The 21,590-nt window shown below is 63.3% G+C and carries 18 protein-coding genes; 13 read left to right on the forward strand and 5 right to left on the reverse strand.

The window, feature by feature from the left end; genetic code table 11:
- The first annotated feature begins 20 nt into the window (after positions 1–20).
- On the forward strand, positions 21–1,475 hold the full coding sequence (xylB, locus tag HHL25_RS00095) for a xylulokinase (protein ID WP_169586068.1): 1,455 nt from the start codon (positions 21–23) through the stop codon (positions 1,473–1,475).
- A gap of 163 nt (positions 1,476–1,638) precedes the next feature.
- Positions 1,639–2,949 carry a xylose isomerase gene (xylA, locus tag HHL25_RS00100; RefSeq protein WP_169586070.1) on the forward strand — a complete coding sequence of 437 codons (1,311 nt, stop codon included), beginning with the start codon at positions 1,639–1,641 and terminating at the stop codon, positions 2,947–2,949.
- Positions 2,950–3,029: 80 nt separating this feature from the next.
- Here xylA and HHL25_RS00105 read toward each other — a convergent pair whose 3' ends face one another.
- A complete protein-coding gene (locus HHL25_RS00105) occupies positions 3,030–4,457 on the reverse strand; it encodes a M20 family metallopeptidase (protein ID WP_169586071.1) in 1,428 nt (475 codons plus the stop codon).
- Between the two features lie 84 nt (positions 4,458–4,541).
- Complete coding sequence (locus tag HHL25_RS00110; protein ID WP_169586073.1) at positions 4,542–5,561, reverse strand: LacI family DNA-binding transcriptional regulator; 1,020 nt, start codon at positions 5,559–5,561, stop codon at positions 4,542–4,544.
- 181 nt (positions 5,562–5,742) lie between these two features.
- Here HHL25_RS00110 and HHL25_RS00115 point away from each other — a divergent pair, with 181 nt between their 5' ends.
- From HHL25_RS00115 to HHL25_RS00140, 6 genes are all read left to right on the forward strand, one after another.
- Positions 5,743–7,269, forward strand: coding sequence for a sugar ABC transporter ATP-binding protein (locus tag HHL25_RS00115; protein WP_169586075.1), 1,527 nt, complete (start codon positions 5,743–5,745; stop codon positions 7,267–7,269).
- Between the two features lie 71 nt (positions 7,270–7,340).
- Entirely contained in the window at positions 7,341–8,351 is a 1,011-nt protein-coding gene (locus HHL25_RS00120; RefSeq protein WP_169589483.1) for an ABC transporter permease, read from the forward strand.
- Between the two features lie 67 nt (positions 8,352–8,418).
- The gene (locus HHL25_RS00125; protein WP_169586077.1) at positions 8,419–9,363 is read left to right on the forward strand and encodes a substrate-binding domain-containing protein; all 945 of its coding nucleotides are present in this window, start codon (positions 8,419–8,421) and stop codon (positions 9,361–9,363) included.
- A gap of 194 nt (positions 9,364–9,557) precedes the next feature.
- Positions 9,558–10,610 carry a sugar phosphate isomerase/epimerase family protein gene (locus HHL25_RS00130; protein ID WP_169586079.1) on the forward strand — a complete coding sequence of 351 codons (1,053 nt, stop codon included), beginning with the start codon at positions 9,558–9,560 and terminating at the stop codon, positions 10,608–10,610.
- A 207-nt stretch (positions 10,611–10,817) separates the two neighbouring features.
- Complete coding sequence (locus tag HHL25_RS00135) at positions 10,818–12,005, forward strand: Gfo/Idh/MocA family protein (RefSeq protein ID WP_169586080.1); 1,188 nt, start codon at positions 10,818–10,820, stop codon at positions 12,003–12,005.
- Positions 12,006–12,207: 202 nt separating this feature from the next.
- Positions 12,208–13,581, forward strand: a complete 1,374-nt coding sequence (locus tag HHL25_RS00140) for a GH1 family beta-glucosidase (RefSeq protein ID WP_169586082.1) — start codon at positions 12,208–12,210, stop codon at positions 13,579–13,581.
- Between the two features lie 500 nt (positions 13,582–14,081).
- On the opposite strand, the gene HHL25_RS00145 is transcribed toward HHL25_RS00140, so the two are convergent.
- The gene (locus tag HHL25_RS00145; RefSeq protein WP_169586084.1) at positions 14,082–14,480 is read right to left on the reverse strand and encodes a winged helix-turn-helix transcriptional regulator; all 399 of its coding nucleotides are present in this window, start codon (positions 14,478–14,480) and stop codon (positions 14,082–14,084) included.
- Positions 14,481–14,643: 163 nt separating this feature from the next.
- On the opposite strand from HHL25_RS00145, the gene HHL25_RS00150 reads away from it, so the two are divergent.
- Positions 14,644–15,276 (forward strand): NAD(P)H-dependent oxidoreductase, encoded by a 633-nt coding sequence (locus tag HHL25_RS00150; protein ID WP_169586086.1) that lies wholly within the window; start codon positions 14,644–14,646, stop codon positions 15,274–15,276.
- A 70-nt stretch (positions 15,277–15,346) separates the two neighbouring features.
- On the opposite strand, the gene HHL25_RS00155 is transcribed toward HHL25_RS00150, so the two are convergent.
- Both HHL25_RS00155 and HHL25_RS00160 read right to left on the reverse strand, forming a co-directional pair.
- Entirely contained in the window at positions 15,347–15,814 is a 468-nt protein-coding gene (locus HHL25_RS00155) for a hypothetical protein (protein WP_169586088.1), read from the reverse strand.
- Positions 15,811–16,284, reverse strand: coding sequence for a MarR family winged helix-turn-helix transcriptional regulator (locus HHL25_RS00160; protein WP_169586090.1), 474 nt, complete (start codon positions 16,282–16,284; stop codon positions 15,811–15,813). Before HHL25_RS00160 ends, HHL25_RS00155 begins: the two co-directional genes overlap by 4 nt.
- Before the next feature lie 401 nt (positions 16,285–16,685).
- On the opposite strand from HHL25_RS00160, the gene HHL25_RS00165 reads away from it, so the two are divergent.
- From HHL25_RS00165 to HHL25_RS00180, 4 genes are all read left to right on the forward strand, one after another.
- On the forward strand, positions 16,686–17,726 hold the full coding sequence (locus HHL25_RS00165; RefSeq protein ID WP_169589485.1) for a methionine ABC transporter ATP-binding protein: 1,041 nt from the start codon (positions 16,686–16,688) through the stop codon (positions 17,724–17,726).
- Positions 17,716–18,384 carry a methionine ABC transporter permease gene (locus HHL25_RS00170; protein WP_169586092.1) on the forward strand — a complete coding sequence of 223 codons (669 nt, stop codon included), beginning with the start codon at positions 17,716–17,718 and terminating at the stop codon, positions 18,382–18,384. The genes HHL25_RS00165 and HHL25_RS00170 overlap by 11 nt, the downstream gene beginning before the upstream one ends.
- Before the next feature lie 35 nt (positions 18,385–18,419).
- Positions 18,420–19,196 (forward strand): MetQ/NlpA family ABC transporter substrate-binding protein, encoded by a 777-nt coding sequence (locus HHL25_RS00175; RefSeq protein ID WP_169586094.1) that lies wholly within the window; start codon positions 18,420–18,422, stop codon positions 19,194–19,196.
- Between the two features lie 179 nt (positions 19,197–19,375).
- Positions 19,376–21,577, forward strand: coding sequence for a putative bifunctional diguanylate cyclase/phosphodiesterase (locus HHL25_RS00180; RefSeq protein WP_169586096.1), 2,202 nt, complete (start codon positions 19,376–19,378; stop codon positions 21,575–21,577).
- The last annotated feature ends 13 nt before the right edge of the window (positions 21,578–21,590 follow it).

The following is a 21,590-nucleotide window of genomic DNA, read 5'->3' on the forward strand; positions in this document are numbered from 1 at the left end:
GCAGCAGCAAGGAGACGGACATGTATCTCGGGCTTGATCTCGGCACCTCGGGTGTCAAGGCGATGCTGATCGACGCCGACCAGCGGGTGATCGGCGTCGGTCACGGCGCGCTCGACGTTTCGCGGCCGCATCCCGGCTGGTCGGAGCAGGATCCGCTCGACTGGATACGCGCGACGCGTGAGGCGGTCTCCGGCCTCAAAGCTTCGCACGGACGTGAACTCGCGGCGGTCCGCGGCATCGGGCTTTCCGGCCACATGCATGGAGCGACGCTGATCGATTCCGCCGATCAGGTGCTCCGGCCCTGCATTCTGTGGAACGACACGCGCAGCCATGTCGAGGCCGCCGCGCTTGATGCCGACCCGCGTTTCCGGGCTCTCACCGGCAATATCGTCTTTCCCGGCTTCACGGCGCCGAAGCTCGCCTGGGTGGCGAAGCACGAGCCGGACGTTTTTGCGCGGGTCGCCAAAGTTCTGCTTCCGAAGGACTTTCTGCGGCTCTGGCTGACCGGTGAATATCTCTCCGATATGTCGGACTCGGCAGGCACGTCCTGGCTCGATACCGGAGCCCGCCGCTGGTCGTCGGAACTTCTGGCGGCAACCGGCCTCAGCGAGGCGCAGATGCCGGGGCTGGTCGAGGGCACCGATGTTGCCGGCAGCCTGCGGGACGCACTCGCCGCCGAATGGGGCATGGGGTCGGGCGTTGTCGTTGCCGGCGGGGCAGGGGACAATGCGGCGTCCGCCTGCGGCATGGGCACCGTTGCCGAAGGCCAGGCCTTCGTTTCGCTCGGCACCTCGGGCGTCTTGTTTGCCGCGAATGCCACCTATTTGCCGAAGCCGGAAAGCGCGGTGCATGCCTTCTGCCATGCGCTGCCCGACACCTGGCACCAGATGGGCGTCATCCTCTCGGCGACCGACGCGCTCAACTGGCATAGCGGCGTCACCGGCCGGTCGGCCGGCGAACTGACGTCAGAACTCGGCGACGAACTGAAGGCGCCCGGCAGCGTGACCTTCCTGCCTTATCTTTCCGGCGAACGCACGCCGCACAACGACGCGAAGATCCGCGGCGCCTTCATCGGTCTTGGCCACGAGAGTTCGCGCGCCGTGCTGACGCAGGCTGTGCTCGAAGGGGTGAGCTTTGCCATTCGCGACAATCTCGAGGCGCTGAAATCGGCGGGAACGACGATCGAGCGGGTGACCGCGATCGGCGGCGGTTCGCGCTCGCGCTACTGGCTTGCCTCGATCGCAACGGCACTCGGTGTGCCCGTCGACATCCCCGCCGACGGAGATTTCGGCGCCGCCTTCGGTGCCGCGCGGCTCGGGCTGATCGCGGCGAGCGGAGCGGATCCGCTTTCGGTCTGCACGGCGCCGGCGACTGCGGAGACGGTGGAGCCGGTGAGTGCCCTGACCTCGGCCTATGAGGCGGCTTACTGGCGCTACCGGGCGCTTTATCCGGCGATCCGCTCCCTCGGCAGCTGACGCCCCCTCATCCGCCTGCCGGCACCTTCTCCCCGCCGGGGAGAAGAGACAAGCGGCACGCGCCGACATTCTCCTCTCCCCAGCGGGGAGAGGGCAGGGTGAGGGGGAACCCCACCCGGTGCCATTACAATTCAGCGAATACACACCAAGGAGGAGACACCCCATGTCGACTGGCTTTTTCGGCAATACCCAGAAGATCAAGTATGAAGGCCCGGACAGCACCAATCCGCTGGCCTTCCGCCACTACAACCCGGACGAATTGGTCATGGGCAAGCGGATGGAAGACCATCTGCGCTTTGCGATTGCCTACTGGCACACCTTCACCTGGCCGGGCACCGATCCGTTCGGCGGCAATACCTTCGAGCGTCCCTGGTTCAAGGACACGATGGACGCAGCCAAGCTGAAGGCCGACGTCGCTTTCGAATTCTTTCAGTTGCTCGGCACGCCCTACTACTGCTTCCATGATGCGGATGTGCGTCCGGAGGGCCGGAACTTCGCGGAGAACACGCGAAACCTCGAGGAGATCGTCGACTACTTCGCCGAGAAGCAGGCGGCGACCGGCGTCAAGCTGCTATGGGGTACGGCCAATCTCTTCTCGCATCGCCGCTACATGTCGGGTGCCGCCACCAATCCCGACCCGGACGTCTTTGCCTTTGCCGCCGCAACCGTGAAGACCTGCATCGACGCGACCCAGAAGCTCGGCGGCGAGAACTACGTGCTGTGGGGTGGCCGCGAAGGCTACGAGACGCTGCTCAACACGGATCTCAAGAAGGAAATGGACCAGATGGGCCGCTTCCTCAACCTCGTGGTCGAGTACAAGCACAAGATCGGCTTCAAGGGCACGATCCTGATCGAGCCGAAGCCGCAGGAGCCGTCGAAGCATCAGTACGACTACGACGTCGCCACCGTCTACGGCTTCCTGAAGAACTACGGCCTTGAGAAGGAAGTGAAGGTCAATATCGAGCAGGGCCACGCGATCCTTGCCGGCCACTCCTTCGAGCACGAACTGGCGCTCGCCAACGCGCTCGGCATCTTCGGCTCGATCGACATGAACCGCAACGACTATCAGTCGGGCTGGGATACCGACCAGTTCCCCAACAACGTGCCGGAAATGGCGCTGGCCTATTACCAGGTCCTCGCCGGCGGCGGCTTCTCGACGGGCGGCACGAATTTCGACGCCAAGCTGCGCCGCCAGTCGCTCGATCCGGAAGACCTGCTGATCGGCCATATCGGTGGCATGGATTGCTGCGCCCGGGGTCTGAAGGCTGCAGCGAAGATGATCGAGGACAAGGCGCTGTCGGCGCCGCTCGACGCTCGCTATGCCGGCTGGGGGAGTGCGGAAAACCAGAAGATGCTGCGCGGCGAGGAAAGCCTCGACGCAATCGCCTCCCGGGTTTCGGCGGGGGACATCAATCCGCAGCCGAAGTCGGGCAAGCAGGAACTGCTGGAGAACGTCGTCAATCGGTATGTGTAAGGCATCCGTCGATTGCAGGAAGGTGGCCGGGGCATGGAAGTGCTCCGGCTTTCTTGCGTTTGTGCCGTGAGTAGGGGTCTCTACGAGACTGCAGTGATCTCGCCTTCGTGGCCACCCTTCCTACCATCTGCCGGAACCCCGGGCTCACCAAGGTCCCAATAAAGTCCCGCCATCAACGCCAGTCCCTGGCGGACAATCGCGAGGGGAATATGCTCGTTTGGCGCATGTTGCGAGCACTTGGGATAAGAATGCGGAACCCAGATGGTAGGAAGTCCCAGAACCTCCATGAATACGTCGTTCGGCAAAGATCCGCCGAGATTCGGCAGTATTGCCGGCTTCTCGCCGGTCGTCCGTTCGATCGAGTTCACGGTCCAATGAACCCATGGATGATCAGGGTCCAGCCTTGTTGCTGGGAAGACCTCGTCGCTCGCCTGGACGATCTCGACATTGGTAAAGCCATTGCGGTCGAGGTGTCTTCGAAGGGCGGGGAGGATGTCGTCGGGGTCCACTCCGACGACGAACCGCAACTGGCACCGCGACCATGCTCGGGGGGCAATCGCCCCAACCGGCGTTTTCGGATTGCCAGCTTCGAAAGCCAGAACCGCGAATGAACTCCAGGCGAACAATTTTTCGGCCGCCGTCAGGTCCGGCTCTCCCCAAAGGGGATCGATCTTCGGCTCTTCGCCACTGTCGTCAATTTCGCAGTCCGCCAGGACGCGGCGCACATTTGCGGGAATTCCACCTGATGGCAGCCATTCCGGAACTTGAATTTGCCCTGTCGGTCCAGCAATGGTCGCAATCGCATGGGCAAGCTGGATGGCGGGGTCGGAAAGCAGGCCGCCCCAGTTGCCTGAGTGATGACCACCACTGCGGGCGTCAATCCACATATTGAAGCTGACGGCTCCGCGCGAGCCAAGAAAGATGGTCGGGCGCCCCGCTGTCAGTCGTGGCCCGTCCGACGCAATAAGGACGTCCGCCCGCAACAGCGCCTTGTGTCTGACAGCGAGCTCCCGAAGCCCTGGCGAAATTCTCTCTTCGCCCATTTCAATCAGGTATTTGGCATTGAAGCCAAGTCTGCCGCGGGTCTCGAGCACCGCTGCAAGTGCACCGATATTGATCGAATGCTGGCCCTTGTTGTCTGCAACGCCGCGACCGTACCACCGGCCGTCGCGTTCAGCCATCTGCCAGGGAGAAAGGCCGTCGTCCCAGGCGTCGTCAAGCCCGCGAATGACATCTCCATGCCCGTAGCCGAGCACCGTGGGAAGGCTTTCGTCCTCTAGGCGTTCTGCCAGAAGGAAAGGCCAATCGCCCTCGTGGAGGGTATGGCAGACGAAGCCCAGTGCTTCAAAGGTCGGCTTCAACTCGGTTTCGATATAGTCAACAAGCGCTGCAGCCCTTTCAGGGTTCTGGCTCTCGCTCGGTATCCCCACCCGGCGAGCCAAGTCACTGCGCAAAGCGCCTGAATCGAAATAGTCCTCTGCTCTCGCTATAGCTGTGGTGCGCGACATGCCACACCATAGCATATGAATGGGTTCTTCGGAACAGAGACGGGCATACTGATGCCGTCATTGCCGATCCGCGTCGCTCGCCCTTTACTTCTTCCCAGGTGCCATGACCGATCCCCGCACGATCAGGTCCGGCATGATCAGGATCTCGCGTTTTTCCGCCCGCGGCGTGGCGAGCGTTTCGAGAAGCAGGGCCATGGCCTGTTTGCCGATCGCGGTCCGGGGCTGGCGGACGGTGGTGAGCGCCGGGTTCATGTAGGTCGCCTGCGGCACGTCATCGAAGCCGATGACGGAGAAGTCGCGCGGCAGGTCGTAGCCGCGTGCGGCAAGACCGTTCATCACGCCGACGGCGGTAGCGTCGTTGACGCACATGAAAGCGGTCGGCAGGGTGTCGCGCATGAAGAGCTGCTCGACCGCCAGGCGACCGCTTTCGATCGAGCCTTCGCCGTCGATGATCATGCGGTGTTCCGGCGGGATGCGGGCGGCATCGAGCGCCATGTCGTATCCCTTGCGCCGGCGGACATGGCCAAGCCTGGTCTTCGATTCGCCGACGAAGGCGATCGAGCGGTGGCCGGAGGCGAGCAGGTATTCGGCGGCCTTGCGGGCGCCTGCGGTGTCGTCGACGCCGACATAGGAAATGGTGCTGCCGAAGACCGGCTCGAAGACGGCGACGGAGGGCGGCAGGCGCTGGGTCATCGCCTGATGGCCGAAGGGTTCGTGGCCGGTGAAAAGCACCATGCCGGCGGCCTGGCTGGAACTGAGGAACTTCAGATATTCAAGCCCGCGTTCCGGGTCGTTCTGGGTATGCCCGATCAGCACGCCGTAGCCATGGGCACGGGCTTCATTTTCAAGGCCGACGAGGATGCTGGAAAAGTTCGGATCGCCGATGTCGGGCGCGAGCACCAGGATCATGTTGGAGCGGCCCATGCGCAGCGAGCGGGCCATGGCGTTGGTGGTGTAGCCGGTGATGGCGATCGCCTGGTTGACGCGCTGGCGGGTGGTCTTCGCCACCTTTTCCGGCGTGTGGATGGCACGGCTGACCGTCGCGATGGACACTTCCGCGAGGCGGGCGACATCTTCGATCGTGGCAGGCGTGGAATTCGACACGGCTGAAAGGCCCCGTTCCCTTGGGTTTTGAATGGCTTGCGGCCAATTCGGCAGCCCCGCAACCGCGAAAGCGGAACGGGATGGAACAATCCCCAATAAAGCTCGATGTAAACCTTTACATGAATGATGTAAAGGTTTACACAAAACGACATAAGCGGTTGAGGAGCCGCGGGAGGACAGCATGACACTGGGTGGTGACGCGCCGCGCACGGCTGTGCTTGCGGCCGAGCGAATCTCGAAGTCTTTCGGCGAAGTGCAGGTGCTCTTCAGCGTGGATTTCGACGTGCTGCCGGGCGAGGTTCATGCGCTGGTGGGCGAAAACGGAGCCGGCAAGTCGACGCTGGTCAAGATCCTGTCCGGCTTTGAAAACCCAACCTCGGGGAGGCTGCTGCTCGACGGCCAGCCGGTGACGCTTCCCGCCAATGGTGCAGCCGAAGCGCTCGGGATCGTCCTGATCCACCAGGAATTTAATCTTGCCGAGAATCTGACCGTCACCGAGAGCCTGTACCTCGGTCGCGAAGTCACGCGTTTCGGCGTGCTCGACCGACGTTTCATGCGCGCGGAGACGCGCCGGGTTCTCGACCAGCTCGGCTCGCATATCGACGAGGACGCGCTGATCAGCTCGCTCGCCGTTGCCGACAAGCAGATGGTGGAAATCGCCAAGGCGATCAGCCGCGATGCGCGCGTCGTTTTCATGGACGAGCCGACAGCCGTGCTGTCGCGCGAGGAGACGGACATCCTTTTCGACCAGGTGCGCAAGCTGCGCGACGCAGGCACGAGCTTCGTCTTCGTGTCGCACAAGCTCGACGAGGTGATGGAGCTGACCGACCGGGTCACCGTGCTGCGCGACGGCCAGTGGATCAAGACGGCGCCGACATCGCTGCTCGATGGCGAAGCGATTGCCCAGCTGATGGTCGGTCGCGAGCTTTCGAGCCTCTATCCGACGAAGCACGAGCCGAATGTCGACGAGGAGGTCGTTATGTCGGTTGCGGGGCTTTCCACCGGCTATGTGCGCGATGCGAGCTTCGAGCTGCGCAAGGGCGAGGTGCTCGGCTTTTCGGGGCTGATCGGGTCGGGGCGCAGCGAGCTGATGGAAGCGGTCGCGGGTTTGCGTCCGCGCCTTGCGGGCGAAGTGCGCGTCAAGGGGCAGGTCCTGCCGCCCGGTGATTTCCGCGAGGCCAACCGGCGTGGGCTCGCCTACATGACCAAGGATCGCAAGGGCAAGGGACTGTTGCTCGGCGAGGGCATGACGGCGAACCTGACACTGCAGTCGATCGAGCGCCATGTGCGGCACGGCTATCTCGATCCAGCGAGCGAGGCCAATGCCATGGCGCGCGCCAAGCGTCGCTTCGACATCCGGGTGCGCGACGAAAAGGTGCGGGTCGGGCGCATGTCCGGCGGCAACCAGCAGAAGCTTCTGCTGGCCAAGATCATGGAAACCGAGCCCGAGATCATCATCATCGACGAACCGACACGCGGCATCGACGTCGGGACCAAGCAGCAGATCTACCATTTCATCGCAGCGCTGGCCCGCGAGGGCCGCTCGATCATCGTGGTGTCCTCCGAGATGCCGGAGGTCATCGGCCTCTGCACGCGCGTCGCCGTGATGAGGGAGGGCCGCATGGTCGGGATGCTGGAGGGAGAGGAGATCTCCGAACAGATGATCATGCGCTATGCGGCAGGGTTGCGGCGGCAGGCAAGCGCCTGAGGCGCGACTGCGGCACGGGAAGAAGAAGGAGGGCGATCCGCGACCGGATCGCCGGGAGGTCGAGATTGAACATGTCTGTCAACGGTAGCCCCGAACCCCAGGTCCAGCGGCACAGGCTGTGGCGGGACGTCGATCTGAGAGCCGTCGCGCCGTTCGCGGCGCTTGCGCTGCTGCTCGTCATCGGCGCGCTGGTCAATCCGAACTTCATCGGGCTCACCAATCTTGCCAATGTCGCGACGCGCTCGGCCTTCATTGCCATCATCGCCGTCGGCGCGACCTTCGTGATCTCGTCGGGCGATCTCGACCTTTCCGTCGGCTCGATGGTCGCCTTCGTTGCGAGCCTGATGATCCTGTTCATGAACTCGGGCGCGATCGCCGATCCGTCGCTGATGCTGACGGCGGCCGTCGTGCTTGCGGTGGTGATCGGCGGGGCCTGCGGACTGGCCAATGGCCTCATCACCACGGTCGGGCGGATCGAGCCCTTTATCGCCACGCTCGGCACGATGGGCATCTATCGCGGGCTGACCACCTGGCTGAGCCAGGGCGGCGCGATCACGCTCAGCTCTCCGGATCTGCAAACGCTCTACCGGCCGGCCTATTTCGGCTCCGTGCTCGGCCTGCCGGTGCCGATCCTGGTGATCCTGATCGTCACGGCAATCGCCGCCTTCATCCTCTATCGCACCCGCTATGGCCGGCATGTAGTGGCGGTCGGTTCGAACCGGGACGTGGCGCGCTATTCGGGCATCGCGGTCGACCGGGTCCGTACCATCGCCTTCGTCATCCAGGGGCTCTGCGTCGCCATCGCCGTCCTCCTCTACGTGCCGCGGCTGGGCTCCACCTCGGCGACCACCGGCATTCTCTGGGAGCTGCAGGCCATCACCGCGGTCGTGGTCGGCGGCACGGCGCTGAAAGGCGGGGCAGGGCGCGTCTGGGGAACGATCTGCGGCGCCTTCATCCTCGAACTTGTCGGCAACATCATGCTGCTTTCCAACTTCATCAGCGAATACCTGATCGGCGCCATCCAGGGCTCGATCATCATCATCGCGATGCTCGTCCAGCGCTCGCTGACGCGCAGGTCGTGAACGGGCCGGGCTCAAGGGGTCGCCCGGTCTGATGCCGAAGGACCCCGGCATTATGGGAGGAAGAAACATGCACAAGAGACTGATGGGCATCGCGCTTGCGATGACGGCGCTGATCGGGGTCGCCCAGGCGCAGGAAGAAAAGACGATCGGGGTTTCGATCCCGGCGGCCGACCACGGCTGGACCGCAGGCGTGGTCTATCATGCCAACCGCGTGGCCGAACTGCTGATGAAGGAGCATCCGGGCCTCAAGGTTGTGGTCAAGACCTCGCCCGATCCGGCGACCCAGGCCAATGCGCTGCAGGATCTCGAGGTGCAGGGCATCGACGCGCTCGTCATCCTGCCGACCGATCCGGACCCGCTGGTCAACGCCATCAAGGAAGTGAAGGGCAAGGGGACCTTCGTGTCGATCGTCGACCGCGCGCCGTCCGTCAACGACAGCACCGTGCGCGACCTCTATGTGGCCGGCAACAACCCGGCGCTCGGCGAGGTGGCCGGCCAGTACATCAAGGAGAACACGCCCGACGCCGAGGTCGTGGTGATCCGCGGCCTGCCGATCCCGATCGACCAGCAGCGCCAGGATGGTTTCGACAAGGCGATCGCCGGTTCGAACGTCAAGGTGCTCGACCGCCAGTTCGGCAACTGGAACCGCGACGACGCCTTCAAGGTCATGCAGGACTACCTGACCAAGTACCAGAAGATCGACGTGGTCTGGTGCCAGGACGACGACATGGCCGTCGGCGTGCTGCAGGCGATCGAGCAGGCCAAGCGCACCGACATCAAGTATGTCGTCGGCGGCGCCGGTTCGAAGGACATGATCAAGAAGGTCATGGATGGCGACAAGATGATCCCGGTCGACGTGCTCTATCCGCCGTCGATGGTCGGCACCGCCATGGAACTGACCGCCGCGGCGATCTACGACCAGGTTCCGGTTCATGGTACCTACACGCTCGATGCGACGCTGGTGACCAAGGACAACGCGCAGAACTACTACTTCCCCGACTCGCCGTTCTGAGCCCTCAGGCCAGACCAGGTTCAGCAGAACGATCGCCGGTCCTTCCTTGAGGGGCCGGCGACAGGCGGCGGCGAATGCTGCCGCGGCGAGCCATTTTCAATCTCTGCCGATCTCCGGCTTTTCACGTTGTGCGATGGTTTTGTCGTGCTAAAACGCCTACGGCAACGTTACAGTTTTCTTTGGGAGGAGAATACATGAAGACGATCAAGGGCCCCGGCATCTTCCTCGGGCAGTTTGCAGGCGATGCCGCTCCCTTCAATTCCTGGGATGCAATCACGAAATGGGCCGCCGAAAAGGGCTATGTCGGCGTGCAGGTGCCGAGCTGGGCCGGGCAGCTGATCGATCTCAAGAAGGCAGCAGAATCCAAGGACTATTGCGACGAGCTCGCCGGCGTGGCGCGGGCGAACGGTGTCGAGATCACCGAGCTTTCCACCCATCTGCAGGGCCAGCTGGTGGCGGTTCATCCGGCCTATGACGAGGCCTTCGACGGTTTTGCCGCTCCTGAGGTGCGTGGCAATCCGAAGGCCCGGCAGGAATGGGCCGTTCAGCAGGTCAAGTACGCGCTGAAGGCGTCGCGCAATCTCGGCATCAAGGCGCATGCGACCTTCTCCGGCGCGCTCGCCTGGCCGTTCGTCTATCCCTGGCCGCAGCGCCCGGCGGGCCTGGTCGAGACCGCGTTTGATGAACTCGCTCGCCGCTGGCTGCCGATCCTCGATTATGCCGAGGAGCAGGGCGTCGATGTTTGCTACGAAATCCATCCGGGGGAGGATCTGCATGACGGCGTGACCTTCGAGATGTTCCTCGAGCTGGTGAAGAACCATCCCCGCGCCAACATGCTCTACGATCCCTCGCACTATGTGCTGCAGTGCCTCGACTATCTGGACAACATCGACATCTACAAGGACCGGATCAAGATGTTCCACGTCAAGGATGCCGAGTTCAATCCGACCGGCCGGCAGGGCGTTTATGGCGGCTATCAGGGCTGGGTCAATCGCGCCGGCCGCTTCCGCTCGCTCGGCGACGGCCAGGTCGATTTCGGCGCGATCTTCTCCAAGATGGCAGCCAATGATTTTGACGGCTGGGCCGTGGTCGAATGGGAGTGCGCGCTGAAGCACCCGGAAGACGGCGCGCGCGAGGGCGCAGAATTCGTCAAGGCGCATATCATCCGCGTCACGGAACACGCCTTCGACGATTTCGCCTCGAGCGGCACCGACGATGCGGCAAACCGGCGGATGCTGGGGATTTGAAGCCTTCGTCCGTCCGGCAACCTGGCACCCCCCTCTGCCCTGCCGGGCATCTCCCCCTCAAGGGGGGAGATCGGCTCCCGAGATGTCGGCGGCAGTTCAATCGAGGCGAAACGTCTTCGGGCAATCTCCCCCCTTGAGGGGGAGATGTCACGAGAGTGACAGTGGGGGGTAACCCCGCACAACAAACATTTCAGGGAGAAAAACATCATGGCGATCGAAGGAAGCAAAGCCGGGGAACGGAGCCCGAAAATCAGGCTCGGCATGGTGGGGGGCGGTTCGGGTGCCTTCATCGGGGGCGTGCATCGCATGGCGGTGCGGCTCGACGATCATTTCGAGCTGGTGGCCGGCGCGCTGTCCTCGACGGCGGAGAAGTCGCTGGCCTCGGGCCGCGAACTCGGCCTCGACCCCGATCGGTGCTACTGCTCGTTCGAGGAAATGGCGGAAAAGGAGGCGGCTCGGGCCGACGGCATCGAGGCCGTGTCGATCGTGACGCCGAACCACGTGCACTATCCGGCGGCGAAAGCCTTTCTCGAACGCGGTATCCACGTCATCTGCGACAAGCCGCTGACCTCCAATCTCGAGGATGCGAAGAAGCTCAAGGCCGTCGCCGACGCCTCGAAGGCACTCTTCGTGCTCACCCACAACTACACCGGCTATCCGATGGTGCGCCATGCGCGGGAGCTGGTGCAGTCAGGTGAACTTGGCGAGATCCGGCTGGTGCAGATGGAATATCCCCAGGACTGGCTGGCCGAACCGATCGAGCAGACTGGCCAGAAGCAGGCGGCCTGGCGGACCGATCCCAAGCAGTCGGGTGCCGGCGGATCGACCGGCGACATCGGCACGCATGCCTACAATCTCGGCTGCTTCATCTCCGGGCTCGAGATCGAGGAACTTGCCGCCGACGTGCACACCTTCGTCGCCGGCCGGCAGCTCGACGACAACGCCCATGTGATGATGCGGTTCAAGGCCAAGGGGGGCGGAATGCCTGCCAAGGGTCTTCTGTGGTGCAGCCAGGTCGCGGTCGGGCATGAGAACGGGCTCAAGGTTCGCGTCTACGGCACCAAGGCCGGCATCGAATGGGTTCAGGCCGACCCGACCTATCTGTGGTTCACCCGGCTCGGGGAGCCCAAGCAGCTGATCACCCGTGGCGGCGCGGGTGCCGGTGCCGCCGCCCAGCGCGTGACGCGCATCCCGAGCGGTCATCCGGAAGGGTATCTCGAGGCTTTCGCGACGATCTATTCGGAAGCGGCGGCTGCGATCAACGCGGCAAGAACCGGCGCGCCGGTCGATCCGGCGGTCACCTATCCGACCATCGACGACGGCGTGAAGGGTGTCGCCTTCGTCGAGGCCTGTGTGGCGTCGTCGCGCCAGAACGGGGCCTGGGTAAAGCCCTGACGACAGGCGCCGCGGCGATTTTACTTGCCGCGGCACCTTTCATTGATGTTTTGTTGATCGCGAATTCTGAAACGTTGCAGAAAACGGCGGTCCGGCCTGTACCTTCGGGCTTGATTGGTCTAAACCGCGCGCGGCCAAATCCGTCGCCGGGCTGGAGCCTGACAAGGCCGGCGTGGCGCATCAGCAAAGACGAGTAGTTCCCATGATCGATCCGAAGAGCCTTGCCGCCCGTTTTCCCGGCGATTTCACCTTTGGCGTCGCGACCGCCTCGTTCCAGATCGAAGGGGCGTCGAAGGCCGATGGCCGCAAGCCGTCGATCTGGGATGCGTTCTCCAACATGCCGGGGCGGGTCTATGGCCGGCACAATGGCGACGTCGCCTGCGATCACTACAATCGCTGGGAGGCTGATCTCGATCTCATCAAGGAGATGGGCGTTTCGGCCTACCGCTTCTCGATCGCCTGGCCGCGCATCATCCCGGACGGCACCGGACGGATCAACGAGAAGGGCCTCGATTTCTACGACAAGCTCATCGACGGGCTGAAGGACCGCGGCATCAAGGCATTCGCCACGCTCTACCACTGGGACCTGCCTCTGACCCTGATGGGCGAAGGCGGATGGACGGCGCGCTCGACGGCCTATGCGTTCCAGCGCTATGCCAAGGTGGTGATGGCCCGCCTCGGCGACCGGCTCGATGCGGTGGCGACCTTCAACGAGCCGTGGTGTTCGGTCTGGCTTTCCCATCTCTACGGCATCCACGCTCCCGGCGAGAGGAACATGGACGCGGCGTTGCATGCGCTGCACTACACCAATCTGGCCCACGGTCTCGGCATCGACGCGATTCGGCAGGTGGCGCCGCAGGTGCCGGCGGGCCTGGTGCTCAATGCGCATTCGGTCATTGCTGCCTCCGAAAGCGCGGCCGATACGGCGGCGGCCGAGCGGGCCTTCCAGTTCCACAACGGCGTGTTCTTCGATCCGGTGTTCAAGGGCGAGTATCCGGTCGACTTCCTCTCGGCGCTGGGCGACCGCATGCCGAAGATCGAGGACGGCGACATGGCCATCATCGGCCAGAAACTCGACTGGTGGGGGCTCAACTATTACACGCCGATGCGCGTCGCCGACGATCCGACGCCGGGCGCCGAATTTCCGGCGACGGCCGATGCGCCGCCGGTCTCCAAGGTGAAGACCGACATCGGCTGGGAGGTCTATGCTCCGGCGCTGAAGTCGCTCGTCGAAGGTCTCTACAATCGCTACGAACTGCCGGTCTGCTACATCACCGAGAACGGGGCCTGCTACAACATGGGCGTCGAGAACGGCGAGGTCGACGACCAGCCGCGCCTCGACTACTACGCCGAGCATCTCGGCGTGGTCGCCGACCTGATCAAGGACGGTTTTCCGATGCGGGGCTATTTCGCCTGGAGCCTGATGGACAATTTCGAATGGGCGGAAGGTTACCGGATGCGTTTCGGTCTCGTCCATGTCGACTACGATACCCAGGTCCGTACCGTGAAGAAGAGCGGCAAGTGGTACAGCGAATTGTCGCGGGAATTCCCGAAGGGCAACTATCGGGCGGAGTGAAGCCGGCTCTTCGTGAAAGACAGTTATGCTGCTGTCCTAGGCGTGAGGTTCTCGGTGTAGCCTGATGACGTCGTTGTCGGGAGCGGCTGGCTGGCGCGCAGCTTTACCGGCAGGCAGTTGTTGGTATTGCTGACGTCCCGGTTAAGGCTGCGCCGTGGCAGCCCGACAGTGTGTCAATGGAAAACCAATGTCAGCGGCGCCGATGCCCAGAAAGGTAGAGTAGCGCTAGAGCCGTAGCCAGTACCACACCGAGAATTCCTGAGCCGGATATTTCGATCAGGCCGAATAGTTTGAGAGATATTGTTGGATCTTGCATGTCGGTCCTTTCAGCAAAAAAACATTGCTCAAAGGGGATGATTGATGAGACTCTCCGGCAACGGGCTTGTCAACAGCGCTCAGGCTCAACTCTGCTCTCAGCCGTCCTCAGCGGCGGAAATGGGGACTTATCCCTCTTGTCCACAGGCCAGGCGAGCATTGCTGCCGCCGGCGGGCGTCGTGCCTCACCCCAGGCGTGCGACTTTCGGGTCGGCTCGTTCCCCGGCATGCCGCGCGTCGAACTCGGCGCGAGCGTCCTTGATCTGGTCATGATTGCGAAACACCCAGCCGCCCATGGCCTGAATCGGCTCGCGAAGGGACTGGCCGAGTTCGGTCAACTCGTATTCCACCCGCGGCGGGACGGTCGGATAGACGGTCCGGCGGACCAATCCGTCTCTCTCCAGCGCGCGCAGGGTCAGGGTCAGCATCCGCTGCGAGATGCCGACAACCGCGCGCTTGAGGTCGCTGAAACGGGTCGGTCCGTCGCCGAGGATCATGATGACGAGCACGCTCCATTTGTCGCCGATGCGTGACAGCATCTCGCAGACCGTCTGGCACTTGGCCGGATCATAGTGTTTCGGCATTCCTCTTCTCCCGCTGGTTGGTAACAAAAATGTGCCTTCTTGCGCGGTTTTTCAAGTTACCTATTTGATCCTGGTTACCAAACGATACCACGCGTTGCCTCCGCTCAGTCCGACCTCCCAAGGGGCCGTTGCGAGGCGCGCGGAAACCAGGAAAGGTCAAGCCGTGCTTCTCGAAAAACTCAACTGGCGCTACGCCACCAAGAAGATGGACCCCGCGAAGGTCGTTTCCGACGACAAGGTCGAACGCATTCTGGAGGCGGCCCGGCTGGCGCCGACGTCCAGCGGTCTGCAGCCTTACGAAATCATCGTCGTCACCAACCCGGAAACGCGTGCCAAGATTCGCGAAATTGCCTGGAACCAGGCGCAGGTCACCGATGGTTCGCATCTGCTGGTCTTCGCGGCCTGGGACAACTACACGCCCGAGCGCATCAACATGATGTTCGATCTCGTCAACAAGGAACGCGACTTCACCAACGAGGGTTGGGAAAACTACCGGAAGATGCTGCTCGACACCTATGTTCCGCGCGACCCGCAGGTGAACTTCGAGCATGCGGCGCGCCAGGCCTATATCGGTTTCGGCCTGGCACTTACGGCGGCCGCCTTCGAAGGCGTGGATGCAACCCCGATGGAAGGGTTCGACGCCGCGAAACTGGACGAGATCCTGGGGCTGCGCGAGCGCGGCCTGCGCTCCGTCACCATCATGCCGATAGGCTATCGTGAGGAAGAGGGCGATTGGCTGGTGAACCTCAAGAAGGTTCGCCGGGCGAAGGACAGCTTCATCAGCGTCGTGAAGTAATTTGTCGATGTGCCGGGTCGCCTGATCCGGCACATATACGTTTGCGGCCGCCCGGCTAGGCTGTCGCCTCCTATTGCGTGCCCTGCGCCTTCCGGCGTGCGAGGAGGCGCTTCTTCTCCGTCATCTTCAGGCCATCGCGAAAATTCAGGCCGAGCAGACAGAACTGCAGCGCCCCGCCGGCGATTTCGACGGCCTGGACTATGTAGAAAACCTGATCGAAGGCGCCTGCCGATGCCTTGCCGGACAGGAAGACGGCGGCCGGCAGCATGATGAGAATGCCGTTTGCGGCGATGAAGCGCATGCGGCGCTTCTTGGCGTAGATCAGCGGACCCTGCCGCCCCGACGCAAGCGAGAAACCGCTGCCGCCGGTCGCCGCCATCAACGGGATCAACAGACAGACACCGTAGAGGATCGCGGTCTTCACCGCGGCCACCGCTTCATGGCCTAGGGCGAGTTCAGAAACCAGGGTCGAGACGAGGAAGGTTGCAACGGTGACCAGCGCGAGGGTCCCTGCGATTGCGTGAATGCGGGCTTTCATGGGGCGGATCCTTTGACATGTGTATCGGTTTCGAGCCGGTGCTCGACATTGGAAAGGAGTGCGAGGGCCGATTCCAGTTGCTCCATCTGCAATCCGTCCGCCAGCACATTGGCCCAGGCGCTGTAGAGCGTGTCGACGGCGCGATAGGCGGAGGCGCCTTTGTCGGTCAGCGCATAGAAGGGCGACCGTTTGTGCCGGGGATTGGGCCGGCATTCGAGGAAGCCATCTTCCTCCAGCTTGTTCACCTGTTTCTGGGCGCCCTGTCGGGTCATGCCCATGGCTTCGCCGACTTGTGGAACGGTGCGCGGCTCGCCGGCCAACGCAATGGCGCCGAGCACCTGCCATCGGGCACTGGTCAGGTCGAGCGGAGCGACCAGCCGGTCGCCGCCTTCGAGCAGCCGTCCGTTGATGCGGAAGACGGCAAGCATGATCTCTGTCAGGGCCTGGGCTTCTGCGGTTCTTTCGGTCATCTGTATCTCCATCAATGACAACCAGTTTCCATTAATGGTAACTGGTTGTCAATATGCATACCAGAACCGATTTGGGCAAATATTCTCCACGATCCGATTTAAGGCGGAAAAACATCCCTGTGCGGACCCGCCAACGGGTGCGATAAGCGCATCAGATTTCCGCAGTGCATAGCTGACTTGCGTCCCGCGGGTTTGAAAGGGTGAAACCAAAGATGTTAGAGCGACGCCGAACCGTCCGAATGTGTATGTCGCACTAAGCCGACATCCACGCATCTTTGCCGCAATCCTGCGGTTTTCACCGAAGAGAATTCCATGACCGACCGACCTGTTTCTCGCGCTGCCTCGCCGGGGGGTGTCCGATGATTGCGACTGCCGACTATACTGTCGGGACGGGGCGTCCCATGGTCGCCTTCGAAGGCGTCACCAAGCATTTCGGCGGCGCGAACGGCCAGACAGCCTTCACCGCGCTGGCCGGCATCGACTACTCGGTCCCGAAGGGCGCGATCAGCGGCATCATCGGCCGCTCGGGCGCCGGCAAGTCGACCCTGATCCGGCTCGTCAACGGACTTGAGCTGCCGTCCACCGGTAAGGTTCTGGTCGACGGCGTCGACGTCGGGGTGCTGGACGAAGCAGGCCTTCGAGGGCTGCGCCGCGAAGTCGGCATGATCTTCCAGCACTTCAACCTGCTGTCCTCGCGCACGGTTCATGACAACATCGCCCTGCCGCTCGAGATTGCCGGTCTCGACCGCCAGGCGATCGATCGCCGCGTCAAGCCGCTGATGGAACTCGTCGGTCTTTCCGACAAGTCCGGACGCTATCCGGCGGAGCTTTCCGGCGGGCAGAAGCAGCGCGTCGGGATCGCCCGTGCACTCGCCACCGAGCCGAAGCTGCTGCTCTCGGACGAAGCGACCTCGGCGCTCGATCCCGAGACGACGCAGTCGATCCTGGAACTCCTGAAGACGATCAACCGCGACCTCGACCTCACCGTGCTGCTGATTACCCACGAGATGGAGGTGGTGAAGACCATCGCCTCGCATGTTGCGGTGATCGACCGGGGACTGATCGTCGAAAGCGGACGCACCTTCGACGTCTTCACGGCGCCGAAGCACGAGACCACCCGTGTGCTCCTCTCCGCGACGGTGGGGGCGAAGCTGCCCGAATGGATCCGCTCCGACCTGAAGCCGGTGCCGGCTTCCGGCGACCGGGCGCTCGTGCGCCTCGTCTTCTTCGGCGACACGGCCTTCCAGCCGCTGACGGCCCGGCTGGTCGCGGAGATCGGCACCGACCTCAACATTCTGGCCGGCGCGATCGATGAGATTGCGGGTGAGCCCTTCGGCTCGCTCGTCGTCTCCTATCCCGCCGATCCGGCAACACTCGAGCGGGCCAACCGCTTCTACCAGGAAACCGGTCTCGCCACGGAGGTGCTCGGCTATGGCGCCTGAAATGCTTCTAAACCTGCTCGTCAAGGCTCTCTGGCAGACCCTGCAGATGGTCGCCGCGGCCGGTCTGCTCGGTACGCTGGTCGGTCTGCCGATCGGTGTCTTTCTGGCAACGAGCGCGCGCGGCGAGCTTTTTGCCGCGCCGGCGGTCAACCGGATCGTCGGTCTGGTGGTCAATGCTCTGCGCTCGACACCCTTCATCATCCTCGTCGTCGCGATCATTCCGTTTACCCGTCTGGTCACCGGCACCTCGATCGGCACGATCGCAGCGATCGTGCCGCTGACCATCTCGACCATTCCCTTCGTGGCGCGCCTGATCGAGGCGGCGATCCGCGAGGTCGACAAGGGCCTGATCGAGGCTGCGCGTGCCATGGGGGCCACGCCGTTCCAAATCGTCACCAAGGTTCTGCTTGCCGAGGCAAAGCCCGGCATCACGCTGGCGCTCACCCTGACGCTCGTCAGTCTGATCGGCTATTCGGCCATGGTCGGGGCGGTCGGTGGCGGCGGTCTCGGCGACCTCGGCATCCGTTATGGATACCAGCGCTTCATGCCGGAAGTGATGCTGACCGTGGTGGTTGTGCTGATCGTCCTGGTGCAGGCCGTGCAGAGCGCCGGCGACCATCTCGCCCGCCGCTTCGACAAGCGCAGCCGTCGCAACTGAATTCCCATCATCAGAAAACTCAAGGAGCAAACACAATGAGGAAACTGATCGTAGCAGCCGCCGTCGCGGCACTCTTCTCCACTGCTGCCCTCGCCGAGGACATCAAGGTCGGCGTGACCGCCGGCGAACACGCCCAGATCATGGAAAAGGTGAAGGAAATCGCCGCCAAGAAGGGCCTCAACATCGATATCATCGAGTTCTCCGACTATGTCGTGCCGAACCAGGCACTGGCCGACGGCGACCTCAACGCCAACTCGTTCCAGCACCAGCCCTATCTTGACAACCAGATCGCCGATCGCGGTTTCGATCTCGTCAGCGTCGGCACGACCATCACCACCCCGATGGGCGTCTACTCCAAGAAGGTGAAGAGCCTCGAGGAGCTGAAGGATGGCGCGACCGTGGCGATCCCGAACGACCCGACCAATGGCGGCCGCGCGCTGCTCGTGCTGGCCTCGAAAGGCCTGATCAAGGTCGATGAAGCCAAGGGCCTCAAGGTCGGCCCGGCCGACGTCACCGAGAACCCGAAGAACATCCAGTTCGCCGAACTCGACGCGGCCCAGCTGCCGCGCTCGCTGGACGACGTCGACGCAGCGGTGATCAACACCAACTACGCGCTCGAAGCCGGCCTGCACCCGAAGACGGATGCGATCGCCATCGAGGGTGAAAAGTCGCCTTACGCGAACGTTATCGCCGTGCGTTCCGCAGACAAGGATGCTCCCTGGGTCAAGACGCTGGTCGAGTCCTATCACGACGACAGCATCCGGGCCTTCATCAACGAGGAGTTCAAGGGCGCGCTGATCCCGTCCTGGTAAGCGGATCGCATTTCTGCCTGCGGCCTGGCCGTGCCTTGTCTCGACCTCTCCCGGCCCCGGGGGAGGTTTTTCTTTTTGTTTCCGCCTTTTAGCCGCGAGGCTATGGGTTTCGGGCACTTGCGTTAAATCAAATTGAACACATTCTGCCGCAGGCTGATCTTTCACTCCAAGGTCTGTCCATGCGTTTCAAGACGTTCAACCTCAGGAGGCGGCCAGCCTCCCTCGATCGCCGCTTCGCGGTGATGTTCATGCTGCTCGTCTTTGCCGCCGTCGCCGTCGTGGTGACGACGATCGTGTTTACTGCCCTCGACCGCGTTGCAGGCTATGCGAACCATCTCGACGAGGAACGGTCACGCGAGACGGTCACCGGCGCCATCCGCACGTTCAAGCACCAGTTGGGCGCGACACTCAACGACTATGCGGCCTGGGACGATGCTGCCGACTACGTCTACAACAAGCAGGACGCCGACTGGATCGTGCGCAATTTCGGCGACATGACCTTCGAAAGCGACCTGTTCGACGTCGCGATCCTGCTCGACAGCCAGGGCGCGAGCCTGATGGCCTATTCGGACGGCGCCCCGATCGAAGGCCAGCTCGAAGCCTTCGTCAATGCCGACGTCAAGGCGATGTTCGCGCAGGTGAGGAACACGGCGGTCGGCGAGCGGCCGCAGGTGCTCGGTTTTACCCGCACCACGAAGGGTATCGGTGCCGCAGGCATCGCACTCATCCGAATGAAGTCTGCCGATCTCATCGCCGAGCCCCCGCGCAATCCGGCCTATCTGATCTTCATACGTCATCTGCGCGCCGATACGGTCACGCGGCTCGGCGAGGCTTACGTGTTGCCCGAGTTGCGACTGACACCCGCCTATGCCACGGCCTCTCACCAGGTCAACATCCTGTCGCCTTCGGGTTATGCCCTCGGCGCCCTCGGCTGGGATCCGCGCGCGCCGGGTGATGTCAGCCGCCAGCAGGTGCGGCCGCTGGTGACCAGTGCATCGGTCATTGTCGGGCTCTACTGCCTGCTGCTGGTCGTGGTCGGCGCCAAGGAGCTGCGACGCGTCCGGGCCGATGAGGCGACGGCAATCCGGATGTCCCGCATCGATCGGCTGAGCGGGCTTGCCAATCGCGAGGGCCTGTTCGTCGGACTTGCGGCGAGGGTCGAGGCGGCGGGCCGGACGGGCGAGGACGTGGCACTGCTCTATCTCGACCTCGACGGGTTCAAGGAGGTCAACGACGCCTATGGCCACGCCACTGGCGACCGGCTGATCCGGGGCGTCGCCGCGGGCCTGACCATTCTCGTCGGCGAGGGGGCAATCCTCGCGCGGGTCGGCGGTGACGAGTTTGCCATCGCGATCAGCGGAAGGGATGCCGGGACAAGGGCTGTCGAACTGTGCGAAAGCATCCTTGAGTTCGTCGCGGAGCCCTTCGAGATCGGCGAGCGGGTGGCCGTGATCGGCTGCAGCATCGGGCTCTGCGTGTCGACTGCCGGAACGACCGAGGGCGAGGAGCTGGTGCGGCGTGCCGACATGGCGATGTACCGGTCCAAGGACAACGGGCGCGGTTGCTGGACCCCGTACGATCCGCAGATGGATATTGAGCGGGAGGAGCGCCATCAGCTGGAACTCGACCTCAGGACGGCGATCCAGAGCGGCGAGATCACGGTCGTCTATCAGCCGGTGGTGAATGCGAACAGCTTCGAGATCGTCAGCGTCGAGGCGTTGGCGCGGTGGAACCGCAAGGGGCACGGACCGGTGGCGCCCGACGTGTTCATTCCGATCGCGGAGGCGAGCGGCCTGATCGACGAACTCGGTATCTGCGTCCTGCACCACGCCTGCCGCCAGATGCATGACTGGCCCGATCTGCGGCTTTCGGTCAACATATCTCCCGGCCAATTCCGGGATCCGGCCTTTGTCGGTCATGTCGAAACGGTGTTCCGCGAGACGGGCATGGACCCGCGACGTGTGGTGCTGGAAATGACCGAGACCTATTTCATTCACAGTCCGGAACGCGCCGCCCAGGCTCTGAAACGACTGCGCCGGCTCGGTGTCAGGATCGCGCTCGACGATTTCGGCGCCGGGTTCTCGAGTGTCGGTTACCTGCGGCAGTTCGGCTTCGACCGCATGAAGATCGACCGTTCCATGGTCACCGCGCTCGACGGAGGTCCAAAGGCGGTGGAGATGCTGCAGGCAACGGTGGCGCTGGCGCGGTCACTTGATATTCCGGTGACGGCCGAAGGCGTGGAGACCGAGGCGCAGGCGGTGGCGCTTCGGCTTGCCGGCTGCGACGAATTGCAGGGCTATCTGTTCGGACGGCCCTGCGAGCCCGCGGAAATCGACCGCCTGCGCTGTCGTGGGCAGGTGCCGGCCAGGCGGCCGGCTTGAGCGTCAGGCCGGC

It is taken from the genome of Rhizobium terricola, assembly GCF_012927355.1.
Lineage (GTDB): Bacteria > Pseudomonadota > Alphaproteobacteria > Rhizobiales > Rhizobiaceae > Allorhizobium > Allorhizobium terricola.

Bases quoted from the DNA above. Each gene is read 5' to 3' on its own strand.
- HHL25_RS00135 (WP_169586080.1), top strand. From the start codon at position 10,818: ATGGCGATCGAAGGAAGCAAAGCCGGGGAACGGAGCCCGAAAATCAGG.
- HHL25_RS00105 (WP_169586071.1), bottom strand. From the start codon at position 4,457: ATGTCGCGCACCACAGCTATAGCGAGAGCAGAGGACTATTTCGATTCA.
- HHL25_RS00170 (WP_169586092.1), top strand. From the start codon at position 17,716: ATGGCGCCTGAAATGCTTCTAAACCTGCTCGTCAAGGCTCTCTGGCAG.
- HHL25_RS00165 (WP_169589485.1), top strand. From the start codon at position 16,686: ATGGTCGCCTTCGAAGGCGTCACCAAGCATTTCGGCGGCGCGAACGGC.
- HHL25_RS00140 (WP_169586082.1), top strand. From the start codon at position 12,208: ATGATCGATCCGAAGAGCCTTGCCGCCCGTTTTCCCGGCGATTTCACC.
- HHL25_RS00130 (WP_169586079.1), top strand. From the start codon at position 9,558: ATGAAGACGATCAAGGGCCCCGGCATCTTCCTCGGGCAGTTTGCAGGC.
- HHL25_RS00160 (WP_169586090.1), bottom strand. From the start codon at position 16,284: ATGACCGAAAGAACCGCAGAAGCCCAGGCCCTGACAGAGATCATGCTT.
- HHL25_RS00120 (WP_169589483.1), top strand. From the start codon at position 7,341: ATGTCTGTCAACGGTAGCCCCGAACCCCAGGTCCAGCGGCACAGGCTG.
- HHL25_RS00125 (WP_169586077.1), top strand. From the start codon at position 8,419: ATGCACAAGAGACTGATGGGCATCGCGCTTGCGATGACGGCGCTGATC.
- HHL25_RS00145 (WP_169586084.1), bottom strand. From the start codon at position 14,480: ATGCCGAAACACTATGATCCGGCCAAGTGCCAGACGGTCTGCGAGATG.
- HHL25_RS00180 (WP_169586096.1), top strand. From the start codon at position 19,376: ATGCGTTTCAAGACGTTCAACCTCAGGAGGCGGCCAGCCTCCCTCGAT.
- HHL25_RS00175 (WP_169586094.1), top strand. From the start codon at position 18,420: ATGAGGAAACTGATCGTAGCAGCCGCCGTCGCGGCACTCTTCTCCACT.
- xylA (WP_169586070.1), top strand. From the start codon at position 1,639: ATGTCGACTGGCTTTTTCGGCAATACCCAGAAGATCAAGTATGAAGGC.
- HHL25_RS00115 (WP_169586075.1), top strand. From the start codon at position 5,743: ATGACACTGGGTGGTGACGCGCCGCGCACGGCTGTGCTTGCGGCCGAG.
- xylB (WP_169586068.1), top strand. From the start codon at position 21: ATGTATCTCGGGCTTGATCTCGGCACCTCGGGTGTCAAGGCGATGCTG.
- HHL25_RS00155 (WP_169586088.1), bottom strand. From the start codon at position 15,814: ATGAAAGCCCGCATTCACGCAATCGCAGGGACCCTCGCGCTGGTCACC.